Origin of the sequence: Kitasatospora sp. NPDC048298, assembly GCF_043201465.1 — a bacterium.
Lineage (GTDB): Bacteria > Actinomycetota > Actinomycetes > Streptomycetales > Streptomycetaceae > Kitasatospora.
The window spans coordinates 18,499-37,709 of record NZ_JBICYZ010000058.1; the positions used below are offsets into that span (position 1 = coordinate 18,499).

The 19,211-nt window shown below is 74.1% G+C and carries 17 protein-coding genes and 1 riboswitch; of the genes, 13 read left to right on the plus strand and 4 right to left on the minus strand.

Annotated features, from left to right (window positions below):
* Positions 1-82 precede the first annotated feature (82 nt).
* The 6 genes from ACGF0D_RS32565 (at position 83) to ACGF0D_RS32590 (ending at position 7,254) form a co-directional block, all read left to right on the plus strand.
* On the plus strand, positions 83-346 hold the full coding sequence (locus ACGF0D_RS32565) for a hypothetical protein (protein WP_360353827.1): 264 nt from the start codon (positions 83-85) through the stop codon (positions 344-346).
* Positions 347-599: 253 nt separating this feature from the next.
* Positions 600-1,913 carry an NYN domain-containing protein gene (locus ACGF0D_RS32570; RefSeq protein WP_392922452.1) on the plus strand — a complete coding sequence of 438 codons (1,314 nt, stop codon included), beginning with the start codon at positions 600-602 and terminating at the stop codon, positions 1,911-1,913.
* A gap of 201 nt (positions 1,914-2,114) precedes the next feature.
* Positions 2,115-3,152: an NlpC/P60 family protein gene (locus ACGF0D_RS32575; RefSeq protein ID WP_392869402.1), complete on the plus strand. Its 1,038-nt coding sequence runs from the start codon at positions 2,115-2,117 to the stop codon at positions 3,150-3,152.
* A gap of 338 nt (positions 3,153-3,490) precedes the next feature.
* A riboswitch (cyclic di-AMP (ydaO/yuaA leader) is annotated at positions 3,491-3,644 on the plus strand.
* A 10-nt stretch (positions 3,645-3,654) separates the two neighbouring features.
* Entirely contained in the window at positions 3,655-4,770 is a 1,116-nt protein-coding gene (locus ACGF0D_RS32580; RefSeq protein ID WP_392922399.1) for an NlpC/P60 family protein, read from the plus strand.
* Between the two features lie 226 nt (positions 4,771-4,996).
* A complete protein-coding gene (locus ACGF0D_RS32585; protein WP_392869399.1) occupies positions 4,997-6,043 on the plus strand; it encodes an NlpC/P60 family protein in 1,047 nt (348 codons plus the stop codon).
* Between the two features lie 179 nt (positions 6,044-6,222).
* On the plus strand, positions 6,223-7,254 hold the full coding sequence (locus tag ACGF0D_RS32590) for a hypothetical protein (protein ID WP_392922402.1): 1,032 nt from the start codon (positions 6,223-6,225) through the stop codon (positions 7,252-7,254).
* A 12-nt stretch (positions 7,255-7,266) separates the two neighbouring features.
* On the opposite strand, the gene ACGF0D_RS32595 is transcribed toward ACGF0D_RS32590, so the two are convergent.
* A complete protein-coding gene (locus ACGF0D_RS32595) occupies positions 7,267-8,637 on the minus strand; it encodes a glycosyltransferase 87 family protein (protein WP_392922404.1) in 1,371 nt (456 codons plus the stop codon).
* Positions 8,638-8,853: 216 nt separating this feature from the next.
* Between ACGF0D_RS32595 and ACGF0D_RS32600 the strand changes: the two genes are divergently transcribed.
* Positions 8,854-9,990 (plus strand): glycosyltransferase family 4 protein, encoded by a 1,137-nt coding sequence (locus ACGF0D_RS32600; RefSeq protein WP_392869394.1) that lies wholly within the window; start codon positions 8,854-8,856, stop codon positions 9,988-9,990.
* 58 nt (positions 9,991-10,048) lie between these two features.
* On the opposite strand, the gene ACGF0D_RS32605 is transcribed toward ACGF0D_RS32600, so the two are convergent.
* Positions 10,049-11,842, minus strand: a complete 1,794-nt coding sequence (locus ACGF0D_RS32605; RefSeq protein WP_392922406.1) for an AMP-dependent synthetase/ligase — start codon at positions 11,840-11,842, stop codon at positions 10,049-10,051.
* A gap of 336 nt (positions 11,843-12,178) precedes the next feature.
* Here ACGF0D_RS32605 and ACGF0D_RS32610 point away from each other — a divergent pair, with 336 nt between their 5' ends.
* From ACGF0D_RS32610 to ACGF0D_RS32630, 5 genes are all read left to right on the plus strand, one after another.
* Positions 12,179-12,640 carry an SRPBCC family protein gene (locus ACGF0D_RS32610; RefSeq protein ID WP_392869390.1) on the plus strand — a complete coding sequence of 154 codons (462 nt, stop codon included), beginning with the start codon at positions 12,179-12,181 and terminating at the stop codon, positions 12,638-12,640.
* Positions 12,641-12,665: 25 nt separating this feature from the next.
* Positions 12,666-13,838 (plus strand): ArsA family ATPase, encoded by a 1,173-nt coding sequence (locus ACGF0D_RS32615; RefSeq protein ID WP_392922408.1) that lies wholly within the window; start codon positions 12,666-12,668, stop codon positions 13,836-13,838.
* 149 nt (positions 13,839-13,987) lie between these two features.
* Positions 13,988-14,506 carry a DUF5304 family protein gene (locus ACGF0D_RS32620; protein ID WP_392922411.1) on the plus strand — a complete coding sequence of 173 codons (519 nt, stop codon included), beginning with the start codon at positions 13,988-13,990 and terminating at the stop codon, positions 14,504-14,506.
* Between the two features lie 191 nt (positions 14,507-14,697).
* Positions 14,698-15,642, plus strand: coding sequence for an ROK family glucokinase (locus ACGF0D_RS32625; protein WP_392869385.1), 945 nt, complete (start codon positions 14,698-14,700; stop codon positions 15,640-15,642).
* Between the two features lie 164 nt (positions 15,643-15,806).
* The gene (locus ACGF0D_RS32630) at positions 15,807-16,631 is read left to right on the plus strand and encodes an endonuclease/exonuclease/phosphatase family protein (protein WP_392922414.1); all 825 of its coding nucleotides are present in this window, start codon (positions 15,807-15,809) and stop codon (positions 16,629-16,631) included.
* On the opposite strand, the gene ACGF0D_RS32635 is transcribed toward ACGF0D_RS32630, so the two are convergent.
* Both ACGF0D_RS32635 and ACGF0D_RS32640 read right to left on the minus strand, forming a co-directional pair.
* Positions 16,628-17,389, minus strand: a complete 762-nt coding sequence (locus ACGF0D_RS32635; protein WP_392922416.1) for a hypothetical protein — start codon at positions 17,387-17,389, stop codon at positions 16,628-16,630. The genes ACGF0D_RS32630 and ACGF0D_RS32635 overlap by 4 nt on opposite strands.
* Before the next feature lie 10 nt (positions 17,390-17,399).
* Entirely contained in the window at positions 17,400-18,194 is a 795-nt protein-coding gene (locus ACGF0D_RS32640; protein WP_392869380.1) for an alpha/beta hydrolase, read from the minus strand.
* 200 nt (positions 18,195-18,394) lie between these two features.
* Here ACGF0D_RS32640 and ACGF0D_RS32645 point away from each other — a divergent pair, with 200 nt between their 5' ends.
* Complete coding sequence (locus ACGF0D_RS32645; protein WP_392922419.1) at positions 18,395-19,207, plus strand: lysophospholipid acyltransferase family protein; 813 nt, start codon at positions 18,395-18,397, stop codon at positions 19,205-19,207.
* The last annotated feature ends 4 nt before the right edge of the window (positions 19,208-19,211 follow it).

Consider the following 19,211-nt stretch of genomic DNA (forward strand, 5'->3'; position numbering starts at 1 on the left):
GGCATTCCCGCCTCCCGCCGCCGATGCCGGGGCTCCGGGGGGAGCGCCTAGCCCACGCAGGGACCACCCGAGAGGACCCCCGATGACCGTCCCCGCCCTGACCGCCGAGACGCGCTGGCGCTGCACCCTGTGCGGCAACCTCACCCGCTTCGACGTGACCCGCACCGCGCGGGTGACCGAGTTCCTGCACTTCGACCTGGCCGGCGAGTCCAAGGTCGAGGAGACCGAGGTGCTCAGCGAGACGATCGAGTCGGTGCGCTGCCGCTGGTGCAACGCGGTGGACCAGGTCGAGCTGGTGGCCCGCCCGGGTGCCGAAGGGGAGCAGGCCCCCGCCGAGCAGGGCTGACCCCCGCCGCCGCGGCGGGCGGGTGCGCGGAGCACCCGCCCGCGCCGCACGGGACAATACAGAACAAGACGCACGGAGCGTGACGACAGGGGCGGCCGCGGCCGTACCCCGCTGGACCAGGATCGGAGCCGAGGACGTGGTGGACGCAGCGAAGGAGCCCGGCGAAGCCCAGGGGCTTCAGCCCGCTGCGGCCGAGGCCCAGGCCGAGGCGGCCGGGACGGCGGACGACTCCTCCGAGCCCGCGGCGGAGCGCGTGGCCGAGAAGCTCGACCGGCCGCTGCCCGAGGGGGTGCGCCGGCGCGTGGTCGGGCTGGCCTCGGACGCGCTCGGCGGGCTGCCGCCGGCCGAGCTCCCGCAGAGCCTGCGCCAGTACGTCAAGTTCACCCCGGTGCGGCGGGCCAAGTACGCGGCCACGGCGCTGGCGGCGGCGCTGGAGGCGGAGCCGGCCTTCCGGGTACGGATAGCTGAGCGGCTGCGCCTCGGGCAGCCGGACCTGGTGAGGGCGCTGGAGTCCGGCACCGTCCCGAGCGCCGCCGATCCGATGGACGTCGCGGCCGCCGCCTACCTGGTGCGTTCGGCGGGCTGGAGCCGGCTGGTGGCCGAGGCCGGCGAGGAGGCCGAGCGGGCCGGTGCCGAGGACGCGGCCGCGGAGGCGGCCCGGCTGGTGGAGAAGCTGCAGGCCGAGCTGGCCGAGGTGCGGGCCGCCGCCCGGGCGGACCTGGACCGGCAGCGGGCCGAGTCCGACGGTGTCCGCAAGGAGGCCGAGTCGCTGCGCAAGAAGGTGCGGTCGCTGGAGAGCGACACCCGCCGGGCGCAGGCCGAGACCCGCCGGGTGAGCGGTGAGCTGGAGGCCCTGAAGGCGCAGGCCGCGGCCGAGCGCGGCGCTGTCGAGACCGAGGCACGCAGGCTCCGGCACCGGCTCTCCGAACTGGAGACCGCGGCCGAGCAGGGCCGCCGGTCGGCCCGCGAGGGGCGCAGCGTCGAGGACATGCGGCTGCGGCTGCTGCTGGACACCGTGCTGCAGTCGGCCCAGGGTCTGCAGCGGGAGCTGGCGCTGCCGGTCTCCCAGATCCGCCCGGCGGACCTGGTGGAGGCGGTGGTGCCGGGGGCGGCCTCGCCGCACGACGTGGCCCGGCGCGGGCTGGCCGAGGACGATCCGGCGCTGCTGGACCAGCTGCTGGCGATCCCCCAGGTGCACCTGGTGGTGGACGGCTACAACGTGACCAAGACCGGCTATCCGGCGCTGCCGCTGGAGCAGCAGCGGATCCGGCTGCTGGGCGGGCTGGCGATGCTGGCCCAGCGCACCCAGGCGGAGGTCACCTGCGTGTTCGACGGGCAGGACCTGGACGTCCCGGTGATCATGGCGCCACCGCGCGGGGTCCGGGTGCGGTTCAGTCGGACCGGGGAGACGGCCGACGAGCTGATCCGCCGTCTGGTGCGGGCCGAGCCGCAGGGCCGTCCGGTGGTGGTGGTGTCCACCGACCGGGAGGTCGCGGAGGGCGTGCGGAAGGCGGGCGCGCGCCCCGTGGCGTCGGTGCTGCTGTTGAACCGGCTGGCCCGGCCCTGACCTCGGCCGATTCCGGGTGATTCCTGGTCAGGGGTGGTCCCGGGGCTTTGTGAGGGGGCTGTGGAGTCAGTGTGGGGTGGCCGAGTTCATGCCATCGGGGGAGTGGCAAAACGGATAGATCTTCACTAGGGTCTGGCGTCAAACCTATTTTCGGGAATCTCATCCCATCAGGTGAGTCCGCTGGAAGAAGGAGCCGGTCCCTTGGCCTCCCACCGCCGTCCCAAGCAGCCGAGCCGCGCGCGGATCTCCGTGCTCACCGCTGCCGCTGCGACCGCGGTCGCCCTCTCCGCCCAGGTGGCCGCGCACGCCGCGCCGCAGCCGAACAAGGCGGACGTCAAGGCGCAGATCGACCAGCTCCAGGAGGAGCAGGAGCAGGCGGCGGAGAAGTACAACGGCGCCAAGGAGCGGGCCGACCAGCTGCGCAAGCAGGCCGACCAGCTGCAGGACCAGGTGGCCCGCAGCCAGGAGCAGATGACCCAGCTCCAGGGCGGCCTGGCCGAGGTGGCGGGGGATCAGTACCGCTCCGGCGGCATCGACCCGTCCGTCCAGCTGATGCTCTCCTCCGACCCGTCCGGCTACCTGGAGAAGGCCTCGACCGTCCAGCAGGCCAGCACCAGCCAGGCCGAGGCGCTCAAGGGGCTGCTGGAGCAGCAGCGCCGGCTGGACCAGGAGAAGGCCGAGGCGGCCGCCGTGCTCGCCTCGCTGGACACCACCACCAAGGACCTCAACCAGGCCAAGGCGGACGTCAACACCAAGCTGAAGGCCGCCCAGGACCTGCTGAACTCGCTCAGCGCCGCCGACCGCGCCGCGCTGAAGGCCCAGCAGGCGCAGGACGACCGCGCCTCGCGCGGCAGCGAGCGGGTCGACCTCGGCAGCCTGCCGCCGGCCAGCGGCTACGCGGCCGTGGCGATGGCCAAGGCGATGAGCAAGCAGGGCTCGCCGTACGTGTGGGGCGCAACCGGCTCGACCACCTTCGACTGCTCGGGCCTGATGGTCTGGTCGTACGGGCAGGCGGGCGTCTCGCTGCCGCGCACCTCGCAGGAGCAGGGCCACTACGGCACCCGGGTGCCCTCGCTGGACCAGGCCCAGCCCGGCGACCTGGTGATCTACGGCTCCGACATGCACCACGTCGGGATGTACATCGGCAACGGCATGGTGGTCCACGCGCCGCACACCGGTGACGTGGTGAAGGTGATGAAGGCCGACGCGATGCCGATCAACACCATCCGCCGGGTCTGACGGCCCGACACGCCCGCGGGGCTCCTCGGGGGCCTGTGAAAAGCGCCACCCTCGCCGTGGGGGTGGCGTTCGGCTTTCCCGCCCTTTCCTGACCACATGCTGAGAACCGATCAGCCTTGTGTGTGCCTGTGGTCACCATCGGTCATTTTCACAAAAGAACTTGGGTAATCTTCTGTCTTTTTTCTGACAAGGATTTGAACGGATCACGGTTCAGTTACTAGGGTCATGCTCCGAACCACCGCACTGTCGATCGCCCAGCCAGGGTGGCGGCGGTGGTTACCGCCGAGTTCGCGAGGCAGCGGGGCAGGTCGAAGCGACTGCCCGACAGGGGAGCCCAGTATTCGGGGGCGCTGCGGAGCGGAGCCGGGGAACCACGTTCCTCCGGGGTGAATCGGCGCCAGGTCGGCCGGTGGAACGGCCGTGAGGCGTCGTAGGGCATGCTTCCGGCCCGAACCCGTCAGCTCACCCGGTAGGCGGATGTAGGAAGAAGGAGTCCGCCTTCGTGGCGTCCCATCGTCGTCCCAAGCCCGCCGGTCGCGCCCGCGTCTCGATCCTGACGGGTGTCGCCGCGGCGGCCGTCGTCCTCTCCGCGCAGGGTGCCCACGCGGACCCGCAGCCGACCAAGGAACAGGTCAAGGGGCAGGTCGACCAGCTCAACGAGCAGGCCGAGGTCGCGACCGAGAACTACAACGCCGCCCAGGCCAAGCAGCAGGAGCTGGAGAAGCAGGTCTCCGGCCTGCAGGACCAGGTGGCCCGTCAGCAGGCCCAGGTCACCGAGCTCCAGGGCGGCCTCGCCGAGATCGCCGGCGAGCAGTACCGCAACGGGGGCATATCCCCGACCGTCCAGCTGATGTTCTCCTCCAGCCCGGACAACTTCCTCAGCCAGGCCGGCACGCTGAACCAGGCCGGCAGCACCCAGAAGGGTCAGCTGAAGGAGCTCCAGGAGCAGCAGCGCAAGCTCGACCAGGACCGCAACGAGGCCCAGGGCAAGCTCGCCGAGCTGGAGTCGACCACCCAGCAGCTGAAGGCCTCCAAGGACGAGGTCCAGGGCAAGCTGAAGGCGGCCCAGGACCTGCTCAACACCCTGACCGAGCAGGACCGCCAGGCGCTGCGCCAGGCCGAGGAGAAGGCCGCGGCCGACGCCAAGGCCAAGGCCGACGCCGCCCAGGCGCAGCAGCAGCAGGCCGACCGCGCCTCGCGCGACAACAGCCGCGGCAACCTGGCGACCGGCTCGACCGCCGCTCCGGTGAAGGTGGCCGCGGGCAGCTCGCGCGGTGCCGCCGCCCTCTCGTACGCCGCGTCCAAGGTCGGCAGCCCGTACGTCTGGGGCGCCACCGGCCCGGGCTCCTTCGACTGCTCCGGCCTGATGGTCTGGGCGTTCAACCAGGCCGGGGTGTCGCTGCCGCGCACCTCGCAGGCGCAGGCCGGGGCCGGCACCCGGATCGGCTCGGACATCTCCCAGGCCCAGCCCGGCGACCTGCTGATCTTCTACAGCGACGCTCACCACGTCGGCATCTACGCCGGCAACGGCCAGGTGCTGCACGCTCCCAAGCCGGGTGCGTCGGTGCGCTACGAGGCGGTCGGCAACATGCCGCTGGCCTCCATCGTGCGGGTCTGATCCCCGCTCGGACGCCTCCGGGCCCGGCCTTCCCCAGGGAAGGCCGGGCCTGCGGCTTTTCCGGCGGATCGAGCTGATGTCCGATTAGGGGTCGAATATTCGGGTTGGGAGGGGTTTGGACTCGCTTGCCCGGACTCGCTAACGTCTGCCACCGGACTCCCGCTCGACGGCCGCCCGTCCCGGTGCGGCGGCGGGGCCGCGCCGCAGGATTGGAGCCGCTGCCGCCATGCCCGTGCACCGCCGTTCCCAACTGCTCACCCGGGCGCTGGTGCTGACCGCGGCCGCCGCCACCGCGCTGGGCGTGGCCGCCGGAGGCCGCGCCCAGGCCGCGCCGGACAGCCCGGACCCGGGCGACCGTCAGGACGTCAGGACGCAGGTCGAGCAGCTGTACGACGAGGCCGAGCAGGCCTCCGAGAAGGCCAACGCGGCGCAGGAGGCCCAGCGGCGGCTCCAGGGCGAGACCACGATCCTCCAGGGCGAGATCGCCATCGCCCAGGACCAGCTCAACGAGCTGCGCGGCGACCTGGCGACGGTGGCCGGGGCCGAGTACCGCGGCGGCGGGATGGCCCAGACCGCCCAGCTGTTCCTCTCGCCCGACCCGGAGGGCTACCTGGTCCGCGCCCGCACCCTGGGCCAGGCCGCCGCGCGCCAGCAGGAGACCCTGCACGAGCTGGTCACCAGGCAGCGCCGGCTCGACCAGCGCCGCACCGAGGCGGCCGGCAAGCTCGCCGAACTGGACCAGACCCGCCGCACGCTCGCCGACACCAAGCAGCAGATCCAGCAGCGGCTCGCCGGGGCACAGAAGCTGCTGAACGGTCTGGGCGCCGCCGAGCGGGCCCGGATGACGGCCCAGGACGCCCGGGACGCCGAGCAGCGCGCCACCCGGGGCACCGACCGGCTGGACCTCGGCACCGCCCCGCCCGCCTCCGAGCGCGGGGCGGCCGCGCTGGCCGCCGCGGTGCGGATGATCGGCTCCCCGTACGTCTACGGGGCCACCGGACCGCACGCCTTCGACTGCTCCGGTCTGATGTACTACAGCTGGCGGCAGGCCGGAGTGACCCTGCCGCGCACCTCGCAGGCCCAGGCGTACGCCGGGCAGCGGATCAGCCTGTCCGAAGCGCGACCGGGAGACCTGGTGATCTTCTACCGGGACATGCACCACGTCGGCATGTACGCCGGCGGCGGCGTGATCGTGCACGCCCCCCGCCCGGGCGCCAAGGTCCGCTACGAGAGCGTCACCGCCATGCCGGTCTCCGGGGTGGTCCGGCTCTGAACGCCCCGACGCCCGGCTCCGCCGACCCCGCAGACCCCGCCGGGATACCCCGCCCCCGCCGCGCGCTGTCCCGGCGGGGCGCGCTGCTGCTCGCGGCCGGCGGGCTGGCCCAGCTGTCGCTGCCCCCGGCCGCCCCGGCGGCGCCGCCCGCGGCGCGCTCGGCGGACCGGTACGGCGAGGTGGCCGCCGCCCTGGCGGAGCGGGCCCGGTCGGCACCGCCGTGGGCCGGGCTGCCGGTGGCCGAGGCGGCGTACCGCAACGTGGTGCTCGCCGCCTCCGGCGGGCCGGAACGGCTGACCGCGGCCGCCGACCTGACGGTGCGGATCGCCGGGTACGACGAGTACCCGGTGGTGTACCCGCGTCGGATCGAGCTGGTCCCGGCCGGGGACGGCTGGCGGGTGGAGCGCGAGGAGGGCGCGGGCGGTCCGCCCGCGCCCTGGGACTTCGGGCCGCTGCGGTCGGCGCCGGGCGCGCACTGCCTGGTGCTCGGGCCGGTCGCCGGCCCCGACCCGGCCGAGCTGGTCGCGGTGGCGGACCGGGCGGTGCCCGCCGTCACCGAGGTCTGGGGCGGCGCCTGGCCGCAGCAGCTGCTGCTGGAGCGGCCCGCCACCGAGGAGCGGTTCGCCCGGCTGCTGGAGGGCGACCCGGACGGCTGGACGGGCATGGCGGCGGTCACCGTGGCCGCCCCCGGAGCGCCCTGGCACACCCCGGCGGACCGGGTGCTGGTCAACCCGGAGGCGTACGGGCGGCTCAGCGACTTCGGCCGCCAGGTGGTGATCACCCACGAGGCCACCCATGTCGCCACCAGGGCCGACACCCGGGCCTGGACCCCGCTGTGGCTCTCCGAGGGCGTCGCCGACTGGACGGCCTACCGCGATTCGGGCCGCGGCCCGCAGCAGATCGCCCCAGAGCTGGCCAGGGACGTCGCCGCCGGGAGGCTGCCCGCCGCGCTGCCCGCCGACCGGGACTTCGCCGCCGGGGCGGAGGGCATCGCCCAGGCCTACGAGCAGTCCTGGCTGGCCTGCGAGCTGATCGCCCGCACCCACGGGCCGCAGCGGCTGGTCGCCTTCTACCGGGCCGTCGGCGCGGCCGACGGGCAGGGCGAGGACCGGGAGCGCCGGACGGACCGGCTGATGCGCCGCGAGCTGGGCGTCGGGCTGGCGGAGTTCACCCGGCTCTGGCTGGAGCAGGTGGCGGCGCTGAAGGGCTGACCGGTGCTCGGCTCAGCGGTGCTGCCGGGCCGGGGCGCCCGGGTGGTCGATGCCGTCCAGCAGGTCCTGCTCGTAGGCGATGCCCGGGCGCACCGGGTAGCCGGCGGCCGGCAGCGCGGCGGCCTCGCGGTCCAGCACCACGGTGGGCGGCAGCGGCGCCTCGCCGCGGGTGGAGCGCCAGAGCCGGACGCAGGAGAGCACGGCCGCGGCCAGCAGCAGCAGGTTGCGCGCGGCCAGTACGGCGACCGCCATCGGCTCGCTGGCCAGGACCTGGGTGAACACGGTCGGGAACTCGACCAGGGTGAGCGGGCAGGCGATCAGGATCAGCAGCGCCACCGGCCGCTGGCTGCTGTTGCGCACGGTCAGGCAGACCGCCGCGACGCCGACCAGCCAGACCAGGTACTGCGGGCTGATCACCCGGCTGGTCACCACGAAGATCAGCAGCGCGCACAGCGCCGCGTCGTACATGGTGGCCGCGCTGCGGCGCTTGGAGGTGTAGCGCCACAGCAGCAGCCAGGCGAAGCCCAGCAGGGTGCCGGCCAGCATCACCTTGCTGATCACGCTGACCCACGGCCCGAGCATCTCCGGGGAGCCGTAGTTCATGGTGACCTTGCCGTCCCAGGCGCCGGCGAGCCGGGCGAAGTGCAGCGGCAGCGCGCCGAGCGACTCGACCTCGATGCCGCGGTCCTTCTGGAACGCCAGGAACTCGAAGGCGCCGTTCATCCCGGCCGTCAGCAGGAAGCCGATCGAGACGGCGGTGGCCGCCGCCAGCGTCCAGGAGCGGCGGGTGCGGCGGCCGGAGGGGGTGCCGATCAGGCCGAGCAGCGGCCAGATCTTGACTATGCCGCCCAGGCCCAGCAGCAGTCCGCCCACCGCCGGGCGGCGGATCAGCGCCAGCAGGCCGGCCAGGGCGACCGCGGTGACGATGACGTCGAAGCGGTTGTAGATCATCGGGCCGAGCAGCGGGACGCCCACCACCCACATCCAGGCGCCGGTCAGCGCCCGGCCCCGGCGCAGGCCGGTGCGCACCAGCAGCGCGGCCGCGGCGGCGTCGGCGATCCCGCAGATCACCCAGAACGACACCAGGTACGACCAGGGCAGCAGGCCCGGCAGCAGGATCACCAGGGCGGCGCCCGGCGGGTACTGCCAGGTCACGTCGTCGAACGGGAAGGTGCCGGTCTGGAGCACGCCGTACCAGGCGTGGTAGATCATCCAGACGTCCGCGGTGACGTCGCCGCCGGGCGCCTTCAGCACGCCCGTCGCCAGCAGCACCAGCAGGGCGCGGGTGGCGACCCAGGTGGCACCGAGCGCGGCGAGCGCCCCGAGCGGGCGGCCGAGGCGGCCGCGCGAAGAACCGGGCTCGGTGGCCGGGGCCAATTCCACTGCGCTCCCTCGTTCGTCTCGGACGTCCCCACCGGAGGCGTCGTACCGACGGACGCCCGGGCCGCGTCCTGGACGACGGCCTAGGTACTAGGACTGACCCGGGGGTCAAACGGTTGCCGTGTGCGGTTCCGTTCCCGGCGGGTCATGGTGTTGACCTATCGTACGGATCACCCAGCGGTACACCGCGCACCCCCCGACCGAACGAGCCGTGGCCTGATGCACAGAACCTTGATCGTCACCAATGACTTCCCGCCCCGCCCCGGCGGCATCCAGGCGTTCGTGCACAACATGGCCGTCCGTCAGCCCGCAGGCAGCGTGGTGGTCTACGCCTCTACCTGGCGGGACGGCAGCGAGGTGGCCCGCTTCGACGCGGAGCAGCCGTTCCCGGTGATCCGGGACCGGACGAAGGTGATGGTTCCCACACCGCGGGTCACCCGGCGGGCCGCCGAGATCCTGCGGGCGGAGAAGTGCGACTCGGTCTGGTTCGGTGCCGCCGCCCCGCTCGGGCTGATGGCGCCCACGCTGCGCCGGGCCGGGGCCGGCCGGCTGCTCGGCATGACCCACGGGCACGAGGCCGCCTGGGCCCAGCTGCCGGTCTCCCGGCAGCTGCTGCGGCGGATCGGCGCGGGCACCGACGTGCTGACGTACCTGGGCGAGTACACCCGCTCCAGGATCGCCGCCGCGGTCGGGCCGCAGGCCGCGGCCCGGATGGTCCAGCTGCCGCCGGGCGTGGACGAGACGACCTTCCACCCGGACTCCGGGGGCGCCGAGGTGCGCCGCCGGCTGGGGCTGGCGGACCGGCCGGTGGTGGTCTGCGTCTCCCGGCTGGTGCCGCGCAAGGGCCAGGACACCCTGATCGAGGCGATGCCGCAGATCCTCGCCGATGTGCCGGACGCGGTGCTGCTGATCGTCGGCGGCGGCCCGTACCGGGCGGACCTGGAGAAGCTCGCGGACGCCACCGGCGTACGGGACTCGGTGCGGTTCACCGGCTCGGTGCCGTGGGAGGAGCTGCCGGCCCACTACGGTGCCGGGGACGTCTTCGCGATGCCCTGCCGGACCCGGCGCGGGGGCCTGGACGTCGAGGGCCTGGGCATCGTCTACCTGGAGGCGTCGGCGACCGGCCTGCCGGTGGTCGCGGGGGACTCCGGAGGGGCGCCGGACGCGGTACTGGAAGGCGAGACCGGGTACGTGGTGCCCGGCGGCTCGGCCTCGGCGGCGGCCGAGCGGATCGTGCGGCTGCTGCGCGACGAGGAGCTGCGGCGGCGGATGGGCGAGGCCGGGCGGCGCTGGGTGGAGCGCTCCTGGCGCTGGGACCTGCTGGCCGGGCGGCTGACCTCGCTGCTGGCCGGGTGACGACGCGTACGGGCCCCGCCTCCTTCCTGGAGAGGCGGGGCCCGTACGGCGCCGGCGGCTACTTCCGGTAGAGCGCCTCGACGTCGGCCGCGAAGTCCTTCAGCACGGCGTTGCGCTTGAGCTTCAGCGAGGGCGTCAGGTGGCCGCTCTCCTCGGAGAACTCGGTGTCCAGCAGGCGGAACTTCTTGACCGCCTCGGCGTGCGACACGGCCGCGTTGCCGTCGTCCACCGCGGCCTGGAGGGCGGCCAGCAGGTCCGGGTCCTCGGCGAGGTCGGCGACGGTGGCGCCGGCGGGCTTGCCGTTGAGCTCCTTCCACTTCGGGAAGAAGTCCGGGTCGACGGTGATCAGGCAGGCGACGAACGGCTTGCGGTCGCCGACCACCATGACCTCGCCGACCAGGGCGTGGCCGCGGATCCGGTCCTCGATCACGGCCGGGGCGACGTTCTTGCCGCCGGCCGTGACGATGATCTCCTTCTTGCGGCCGGTGATGGTCAGGTAGCCGTCGGAGTCCAGCGAGCCGAGGTCGCCGGTGGAGAACCAGCCGTCCTTGAAGGCGTCGGCGGTGGCCTGCGGGTTGTTCCAGTAGCCGGTGGAGACGTGCGGGCCCTTGAGGAGGACCTCGCCGTCCTCGGCGATCCGGACGGAGGAGCCGGGCACCGGCTGGCCGACCGTACCGATCTTCGGCCTGTCCCACGGGTTGAAGGCGGTGGCCGCGCAGGTCTCCGTCAGGCCGTAGCCCTCCAGGACGGTGAAGCCGATGCCGCGGTAGAAGTGGCCCAGGCGCTCGCCGAGCGGGGCGCCGCCGGAGATGGCGTGGGTGGCCCGGCCGCCGAGGGCGGCGCGCAGCTTGCTGTAGACCAGCTTGTCGAAGACCGCGTGCTTGAGCCGCAGGACCAGACCGGCGCCGCCGGCGTCCAGCGCCCGGCTGTAGGCGATCGCGGTGTCGGCGGCCTTGTCGAAGATCTTGCCCTTGCCGTCGGCCTGGGCCTTGGCGCGGGCGGTGTTGTAGACCTTCTCGAACACCCTGGGCACGCCCAGGATCAGGGTCGGCCTGAAGGCGGCCAGCTCGGCGGTGACGTCCCGGATGTCGGAGACGTGGCCGAGCTTGATCGGGGCCATCGCCGGGGCGATCTCGGCGATCCGGGCGAGCACGTGGGCCAGCGGCAGGAAGAGCAGGACGGAGCTCTCGCCGGTGCGGAACAGCGGGGTCAGGCGCTCGACGACGTTGCCGCACTCGGCCAGGAAGTTGCCGTGCGTCAGCTGACAGCCCTTCGGGCGGCCGGTGGTGCCCGAGGTGTAGACGATGGTGGCGACGTCGTCGGGGCCGGCGATCCGGCGGCGCTCGTGGACCGTCGAGTCCGGGACGTCCTGCCCGGCGGCGGCCAGCGCGGCGAGTGCCCCGCCCTCGATCTGCCAGGTGTGCTTCAGCTCCGGCAGCCGGTCGCGGACCTCGCCGACCACCGCGACGTGCTGGGCGGTCTCGGTGATCACGGCGACGGCGCCCGAGTCGCCGAGGATCCACTCGACCTGCTCGGGGGAGGAGGTCTCGTACACCGGCACGGTGACCGCGCCGGCCGTCCAGATCGCGAAGTCCAGCAGCGTCCACTCGTACCGGGTGCGGGACATGATGCCCACCCGGTCGCCCGGCCGGACGCCCGCGGCGATCAGGCCCTTCGCGGCGGCGTGCACCTCGGCCAGGAACTGGACCGACGTCAACTCCTGCCAGTGGCCGTCCACCTTGCGGCTGAGCACGGCGACGTCCGGGTGCTCCTCGGCGTTCCGGTGCACCGGGTCGGCGAGGTTGCCGCCGCTCGGTACCTGGTAGAGGGCCGGAAGGCTGAAGTCGAGCAAGACTGCTCCTCGTTCGCGACGCTGCGGGACGGCAGGACGTTACTGCCCGGTAGGCAGCTTCGACCAGAGGGGTCGGCCCCGGTGTTCGAAGTGTCACACCCGGCCGGGTCCGACCAGGCCGTGACCGGGTCGTTCGAATGGCACCCTACGGCAGCGCGGCCCGACCCACCGGTAACATGACCGCCCGCAAGGCGCCCGCCCGTGCCACGGCCGCCCGCGGAGCGAGGCCCGCGCCGCCGGGCCGCGCACCGGTCGCGATAGCCTGCTCCGGGCGGACCGGGCCGAGCGCGCCCCGGCCGGACCGGCAGGCAGAGGGACGAGGCGGAGGGCCATTCCATGGCGGAGCACACCAGGTCGAGCATCACCATCGACGCGACCCCGGCCACGGTCATGGCCGTGATCGCCGACTTCGCCGCCTACCCGGCCTGGACCGGCGAGGTCAAGGAGATCGAGGTCCTGAAGACCGGTGAGGACGGCCGCGCCGCCGAGGTCCGGCTGCTGCTCGACGCCGGCGCCATCCGCGACGAGCACGTCCTCGCCTACACCTGGGACGGCGACCGCGAGGTCTCCTGGACCCTCGTCCGTAGCCAGATGCTCCGCTCGCTGGACGGCTCCTACACCCTCGCCCCGCTGGCCGGCGGCCGCACCGAGGTGACCTACCAGCTCGCCGTGGACGTCAAGATCCCGATGCTCGGCATGATCAAGCGCAAGGCCGAGAAGGTCATCATCGACCGTGCCCTGGCCGGCCTGAAGAAGCGCGTCGAGGACACCGACGGCAAGAAGCCCGCCCAGAGCTGACACCACCGAACGGGGGGAGGACGGCATGACGGCGACACGCACCATCCTGGTCAGCGGCGACGCCGACGCGCCCACGGTGGCCGCCGCCACCGCACTGCACGCAGCCCGGCGCGGCCACCGCACCTGGCTGCTGGCCGCCGACGACCCGCACCGCGCCCTGGACTCCGCCCTCGGCACCCGGCTGGAGCCCGAACCGCTGCTGTACGCCCCGGGCCTGACCGTCTCCCGGATCGACGAGCAGGCCGCCTTCCGCTACGCCGTCGGCGAGCTCACCGGCCGGCTCAAGCCCGCCCTCGACCTGCTCGGCGCCGAACAGCTCGACCCCGAGGAGCTCACCGCCCTCCCCGGCATCGCCCGGCTCGCCCTGCTGCGTGCCCTGCCCGCCGCCGACCAGGACGTCCTGGTGGTGCTCGCCCCGCCGCCCGCCGAACTGATCGCCACCCTCGCCCTGCCCGAGCAACTCGCCCGCTACCTCGACCGGCTCGTCCCCGAGCAGCGCCAGGCCGCCCGGGCCCTGCGCCCGCTGCTGGCCGGGCTGGCCGGCGTCCCGATGCCCGCCGACTGGCTGTACGAGGGGCGCACCAAGGCCGCCGCGGCCCTCGCCGAGTCCCGTGCCGCGATCACCGACCCCGGCACCAGTGTCCGGCTGGTCGTCCCGGCCGACGGCCACCCGTACCGGGAGCTGCGCCGGATCAGGGCCGGGCTCGCGCTGCACGGGCACCGGCCGGACGCCGTGGTGGTGCACGGCGCGCTGCCCGAGGCCGCCGCCGCCTCACCCGACCCCTGGCTGGCCGCCCTGGCCCGCCGCCGGCAGGAGGAGCTGACCGGGCTCGCCGCCGAGACCGACGCCCCGGTGCTGGTCACCGGCCTGGCCGAGGCCACTCTGGAGGACGTCGCCGACCGGCTCTACGGGGACGCGGACGGGCCCGAGCGGCTCGCGCCCGAGCCCTGGCCGGTCGAGGACCGGCTCGCCGAGGAGGGCCTGCTGGTCTGGCACCTCGACCTGCCCGGCGCCGACCGCTCCGAGCTGGACCTGGTCCGCCGGGGCGACGAACTGGTGGTCGGACTCGGCACCCACCGCCGGGTGCTCACCCTGCCGTCCGCGCTGCGCCGCTGCACGGTGGCCGGGGCGGGGCTGCAGGAGGGAGTGCTCTCGGTGCGGTTCGCGCCCGACCCGGCGCTCTGGCCCCGGGGCTGACGGGGGCTCGGCCGGGGGCGGCGGGCGTTCGACGCGGCCCTCGGCGGGCGTCCGGCGGGCGTTCGGCGGCTTTTCGGGCCGCCCGGCCGGTCGGGTAGCGTCGGGCCGGAGGGCCGCGGGGTGCGGCCACGGCTGAGGAGGCGCCCGCGATGACCAGCACCGACGACCGCACCGAGCCCGGCGACGACCGCACCGAGCCCGGCGACGACCGCACCGAGCCCGGCGACGACCGCACCGAGGCCGGCGGCGGGCAGGACGGCGGGGACGGCGGGGACGGCGGCCAGGGGCACCCGTTCGGGCCGGAGCTGGGCCCGCTGGTGGACGAGGTGCGCCGGTTCGCCGGGGCGCTTGGCGAGAAGGCCCAGGAGGCGAGCGCCACCACCCTGATCACCCTCTCCGGGCTGGCCGACCGGCTGCGCACCCAGCAGCCGGAGGTCTACTCCCACCTCGCCGCCGCCGGCACCGGGCTCGCCGCCGCGGGCTCCGAACTGCTGGCCGCCTACCGCGCCGCCGTGGCCGGGCACGAGAGCCGCTGGACCGCCGGGCCGGGCGCGCCGACCGAGAAGATCGACCTCGACGCCGACTCCGACGCCGCCCCCGGCGCGGACCGTGGTGCCGGCCGTGGCGCCGGCTTTGACGAGGCTGACGGGCCGTCCGCCAAGCAGTGAAACCGTAACTTTCGGAGGGTGATCGCGCTGCTCTCATACGTCACGAAGGAGGAGATTAGATACGACTTTTGAAGCTTCGCGGCCCGGTTTCCCCAAGATTGTCTTCGGATAATGTATGCGAGGCTGTATACGGGGGCCGGGTTGGGCGGTAGCGTTCCGTCCAGCGGAACGAGTGAATAGCTGAGGGACACATGGCTCTGACCATCGGCGTCGATGTCGGCGGGACCAAGATCGCGGCAGGCGTGGTCGACGACGCGGGCGCGATCCTGGCCCGGACGAGGGTGCCCACCCCGGCCGATCCGCAGTGGGCGGTCGACGCCATCGCGCAGGCGGTGCGCGAGCTCAAGGAGGAGCACCCCGACGTCACGGCGGTGGGTGTCGGAGCCCCCGGCTTCGTCGACAGCAACCGTTCCACGGTGATCTTCGCCCCCAACATCGACTGGGAGAACGAGCCGCTGCGCGGGCGGATCGAGGAGCTCACCGGCCTGTCCACCGTCGTCGAGAACGACGCCAACTGCGCGGCCTGGGCCGAGTTCCGCTTCGGCGCGGCCGCCGACCACCGCGACATGGTGCTGATCACCGTCGGCACCGGCATCGGCGGCGGCATCGTCCTGGACAGCCGGCTGCACCGCGGCCGCTTCGGCGTGGCCGGCGAGATCGGCCACCTCAACATGGTCCCCGACGGCCTGCTCTGCGGCTGCGGCGGCAAGGGCTGCTGGGAGCAGTACGGCTCCGGGCGCGCGCTGCGCCGCTACGGCCGGGAGAAGACGGCCGCCGACCCGCAGCGCGGCCACCGGATGCTGGAGCTCAACGACGGCGTGGCCGAGACCATCCGCGGCATCCACATCACCCAGGCCGCCGAGGAGGGCGACCCGCTCGCCCTGGAGTGCTACGCCGAGCTGGCCGACTGGCTGGGCCGCGGCATGGCCGACCTCGCCGCGCTGTTCGACCCGGGCGTCTTCGTGCTCGGCGGCGGCGTCTCCGACTCCGGCCGACTGCTGCTCGACCCGGTCGCCAAGGCCTTCGAGCACTACCTGACCGGCGGGGTGCACCGCCCGCGCGCCGAGGTCGTGCTGGCCTCGATGGGCTCCGCCGCCGGCATCGTCGGCGCGGCGGACCTCGCCCGCGTCCCGTAACCGCGGCCTCCCCCTTGCGCCTTCGGCCGCGGGGGAGAACTCCTCGAGCCCGCCGGCGGCGGTGCGACCGGGCCCCGACCGATCCCGGACGCACCGCCGCCGTCGCACGTCCCGGCCCGGCCGCGTACGGTCGGATCGATCCGGTGACCGCCCAGGGGAGGACCATGAGCGCCGCGACCACGAACGCCTCGACCGAGAACGCCGGCCCGAGCGCGGACGCCCCCGCGGCCGAGGCCGCCGCGAGGCCCGCACCGCTGCCGCCGCCCGGCCCGGGCCGGCTGCGTCTGCTCAGCTACAACATCCGCTCGCTGCGCGACGACCGGCGGGCGCTGGCCCGGGTGATCAGGGCCTGCGAGCCGGACCTGGTCTGCGTCCAGGAGGCCCCGCGCTACTGGCGGCCCGAGGGCCAGGCCGCCTGGCTGGCCCGGAGCACCGGGACGGCCGTGCTGGCCGGCGGCGGCCGCACCGCCGCCGGTCCGCTGCTGCTCGCCCGGCCCGGCGCGGTGGAACTGCTGGAGGTGCACGACCGGCTGCTGCCCAAGACCCGCGGCCTGCACGCCAGGGGCTTCGCCGGCGCGCTGCTGCGACTGCCCGGCACGGCGCCGTTCACCGTCACCAGCTGCCACCTCAGCCTGGACCAGGAGGAGCGCCACGGGCAGTTCGAGCTGCTGCTCGACCAGCTCGGCATCGCCGAACTCGGCGTCGTGGCAGGGGACTTCAACGAGCACCCGGACGGGCCGGGCTGGCGGCTGCTGGCTTCCCGGCTCCAGGACGGGTACCCGACCGCGCCCTGGGGAGGCGAGTTCACCTCTGTACCGGAGCGCCCCTATCAGCGAATCGACGCCGTCTTCGCCACGTCCGGGATCACCGTCCTCGGCTGCGGGGTGCCGCACGGGCTGCCCGGCGTCACCGAGGCGGACCTGCGGGCCGCGACCGACCACCTGCCGGTGCTCGCCGTCCTCGAACTGCCGATCGTCCCGAACAGCTAGACGACCGCGCCGTGGTCCGGGTCCTCCGGCTCGTCCTCGTCCCGGTCCTTCATCCGCGCGACCAGGGTGACGAAGCCGCCGAGGAAGGCGGTGATCCCGACCCAGGCGGGCCAGCCGGAGATCTCCCGCCAGACCACCGCGTCGACCAGCAGCAGGGCAGGGCCGCCGAGCACCGCCAGCCAGGCGAACTTGGCCGTCACGTCGGCGGTCGGCAGCGGCGGGGGCTCCGGCGGGACGAAGTGGCCCTCGTCGGTCTCCTCGGCCAGCTCGAAGTCCCGAGGACCCGCGCCGCCCGCCGGCATCACCGGCCGGCCGGAGCGGGGGCGGGGCTTGGGGGCGAGGTCGGAGAGGTCGTCCTGGTCGCCGCGGCCGCCGTCCTGGTAGCCGCCCTTGAGCTCGTTCTGCGCCCGGAGGTTCTCGATCTCGGGCCAGTTCGGGTTGTTGAGGTCGACCGGGTCGTCGAACTGGGCGACCAGCGCGGCGAAGATCTCGTCCTGCTCGGCCTGACTGCGCTCGGGCGCGCGGCGCGGACGGCGCTCGGCGGGGGTCGCGGGGGGCTCGGTGGCGTCCTGCGCGGAGCCCTCGGTGGCGTCCTTGACGGCGTCCCGGGCGGGCGGGGGCGTCGGGGAGCCGCCGTCCGCTCCGGTACGGTCCGCCGGCACACCGCCCGGGGCAGCGGCGTTCGTCCCGCCGTCCTTGGTCGCGCCGTCCTCGCGGGGAGTCTCGTCCCCGCCGCCCGCCGTGCTGCTCTCGTGCACTTCCGGCCCTTCAGCCATGGTGGTCGTCGGATTCAACCCGGATGACGCCCGCCGCGTGCGCGGGAGCCAGCCGTCGGATGAAGTCCTGGCTGGCCGCGAATATTTCCGCCGCGTCGTGGTCCAGCGTCGCGACGTGGAAGCTGCGTTGGCACAGCCGCTCCGCCACGTCCGTCGAGGATATCCGGGCCAGTACCAGTTCGGAGTTGGCCGGCGAGACGACGTGGTCCTGCGGGCTGTGGAAGAGCAGCACCGGCTGGGTCACCTCCGGCAGCAGCCCCTGGACCTCCCGCCACAGCCGGCTCAGCGACCAGGCGGCGTGCAGCGGGGTGCGGTCGTAGCCGACCTCGGCCGCGCCCGCCCGGGCGATGTCGCCCGCGACCCCGGGCAGGCTGGGGACCAGGTGGCGCAGCACCGGCAGCAGCACACTCGCGGGGGTGTCCGAGCGCACCGACGGGTTGACCAGCACCAGGCCGGAGACGGTCGGCCCGTGCAGCGCCGCGAGCCGCAGCGCCAGCCCGCCGCCCATCGACAGCGCGCAGACGAAGACCTGCTCGCACTCCTCGGCGAGCGCCAGCAGCTCGCGCTCGACCTCCGCGTACCAGTCCTCCCAGCGGGTGACCTGCATGTCCTGCCAGCGGGTCCCGTGCCCGGGCAGCAGCGGCAGCGAGACGGTGTGGCCGGCCGCCGCCAGCTCCTCGGCCCACGGCCGCAGCGACTGCGGCGACCCGGTGAAGCCGTGGCAGAGCAGTACTCCCACCGGTCCGCCACGGTGGCGGTACGGCTCGGCACCGGGCAGCAACGGCATGGCGGACTCCTTCGCGGGCGGGTGGCGCTGGGGGAGGGACGCTGGAGGGGAGGTGCTGCGGAACCGCATCGTCCCACGCGCCGCGCCGGGTCGTACACCCCCTACGGGCGGGCCCGAGCACCGGCCCTCCGGCGGGGCCGGGCGCGGCGGACGGCCGCGGGGCATTAGGATCGACCGGTCCGCATAACAGGAGGCCCGGGTTGTTCTACCGACTGATGAAGATGATCGTCGCGCCATTGCTTCGGATCTTCTTCCGGCCCTGGATCGAGGGCGAGGAGAACATCCCCGTCGAGGGTGCGGCGATCATCGCGAGCAACCACCTGTCCTTCTCGGACTCGTTCTTCTTCCCCGCGCTGATCAGGCGTCGGGTCACCTTCATCGCGAAGGCCGAGTACTTCAACACCCCGGGCCTCAAGGGCCGGCTGACCGCCGCGTTCTTCAAGGGCGTCGGCCAGCTGCCGGTGGACCGCTCGGGCGTGCGCGGCGCCGGTGAGGCCGCGATCCGCAGCGCCATCGCCGTGCTGGACCGCGGCGAGCTGTTCGGCGTCTACCCGGAGGGCACCCGTTCGCCCGACGGCAAGCTGTACCGCGGCAAGGTCGGCGGTCTGGCCCGCGTCGCGCTGGCCACCGGCGCCCCGGTGATCCCGGTCGCCATGATCGACACCGAGAAGGTGCAGCCGCCCGGCCAGGTCGTCCCCAACTTCGGTATCCGTCCCGGCATCCGGATCGGCCGCCCGCTGGACTTCTCCCGCTACCACGGCATGGAGAACGACCGCTTCATCCTCCGTTCGGTGACGGACGAGGTGATGTACGAGATCATGCGGCTGTCCGGCCAGGAGTACGTGGACATCTACGCGACCGCCGCCAAGCGGCAGATCTCCGAGGAGAAGAAGAAGGCCGACGCCGAGCGCCGGGCCGCCGCCAAGGCGGAGAAGGCGGAGGCCGCCGAGGCCGAGAAGGCGGAGAAGGCCGAGAAGGCCGCCGAGGCGGGCGGCTCGGAGAAGTCGGAGTAGCCGG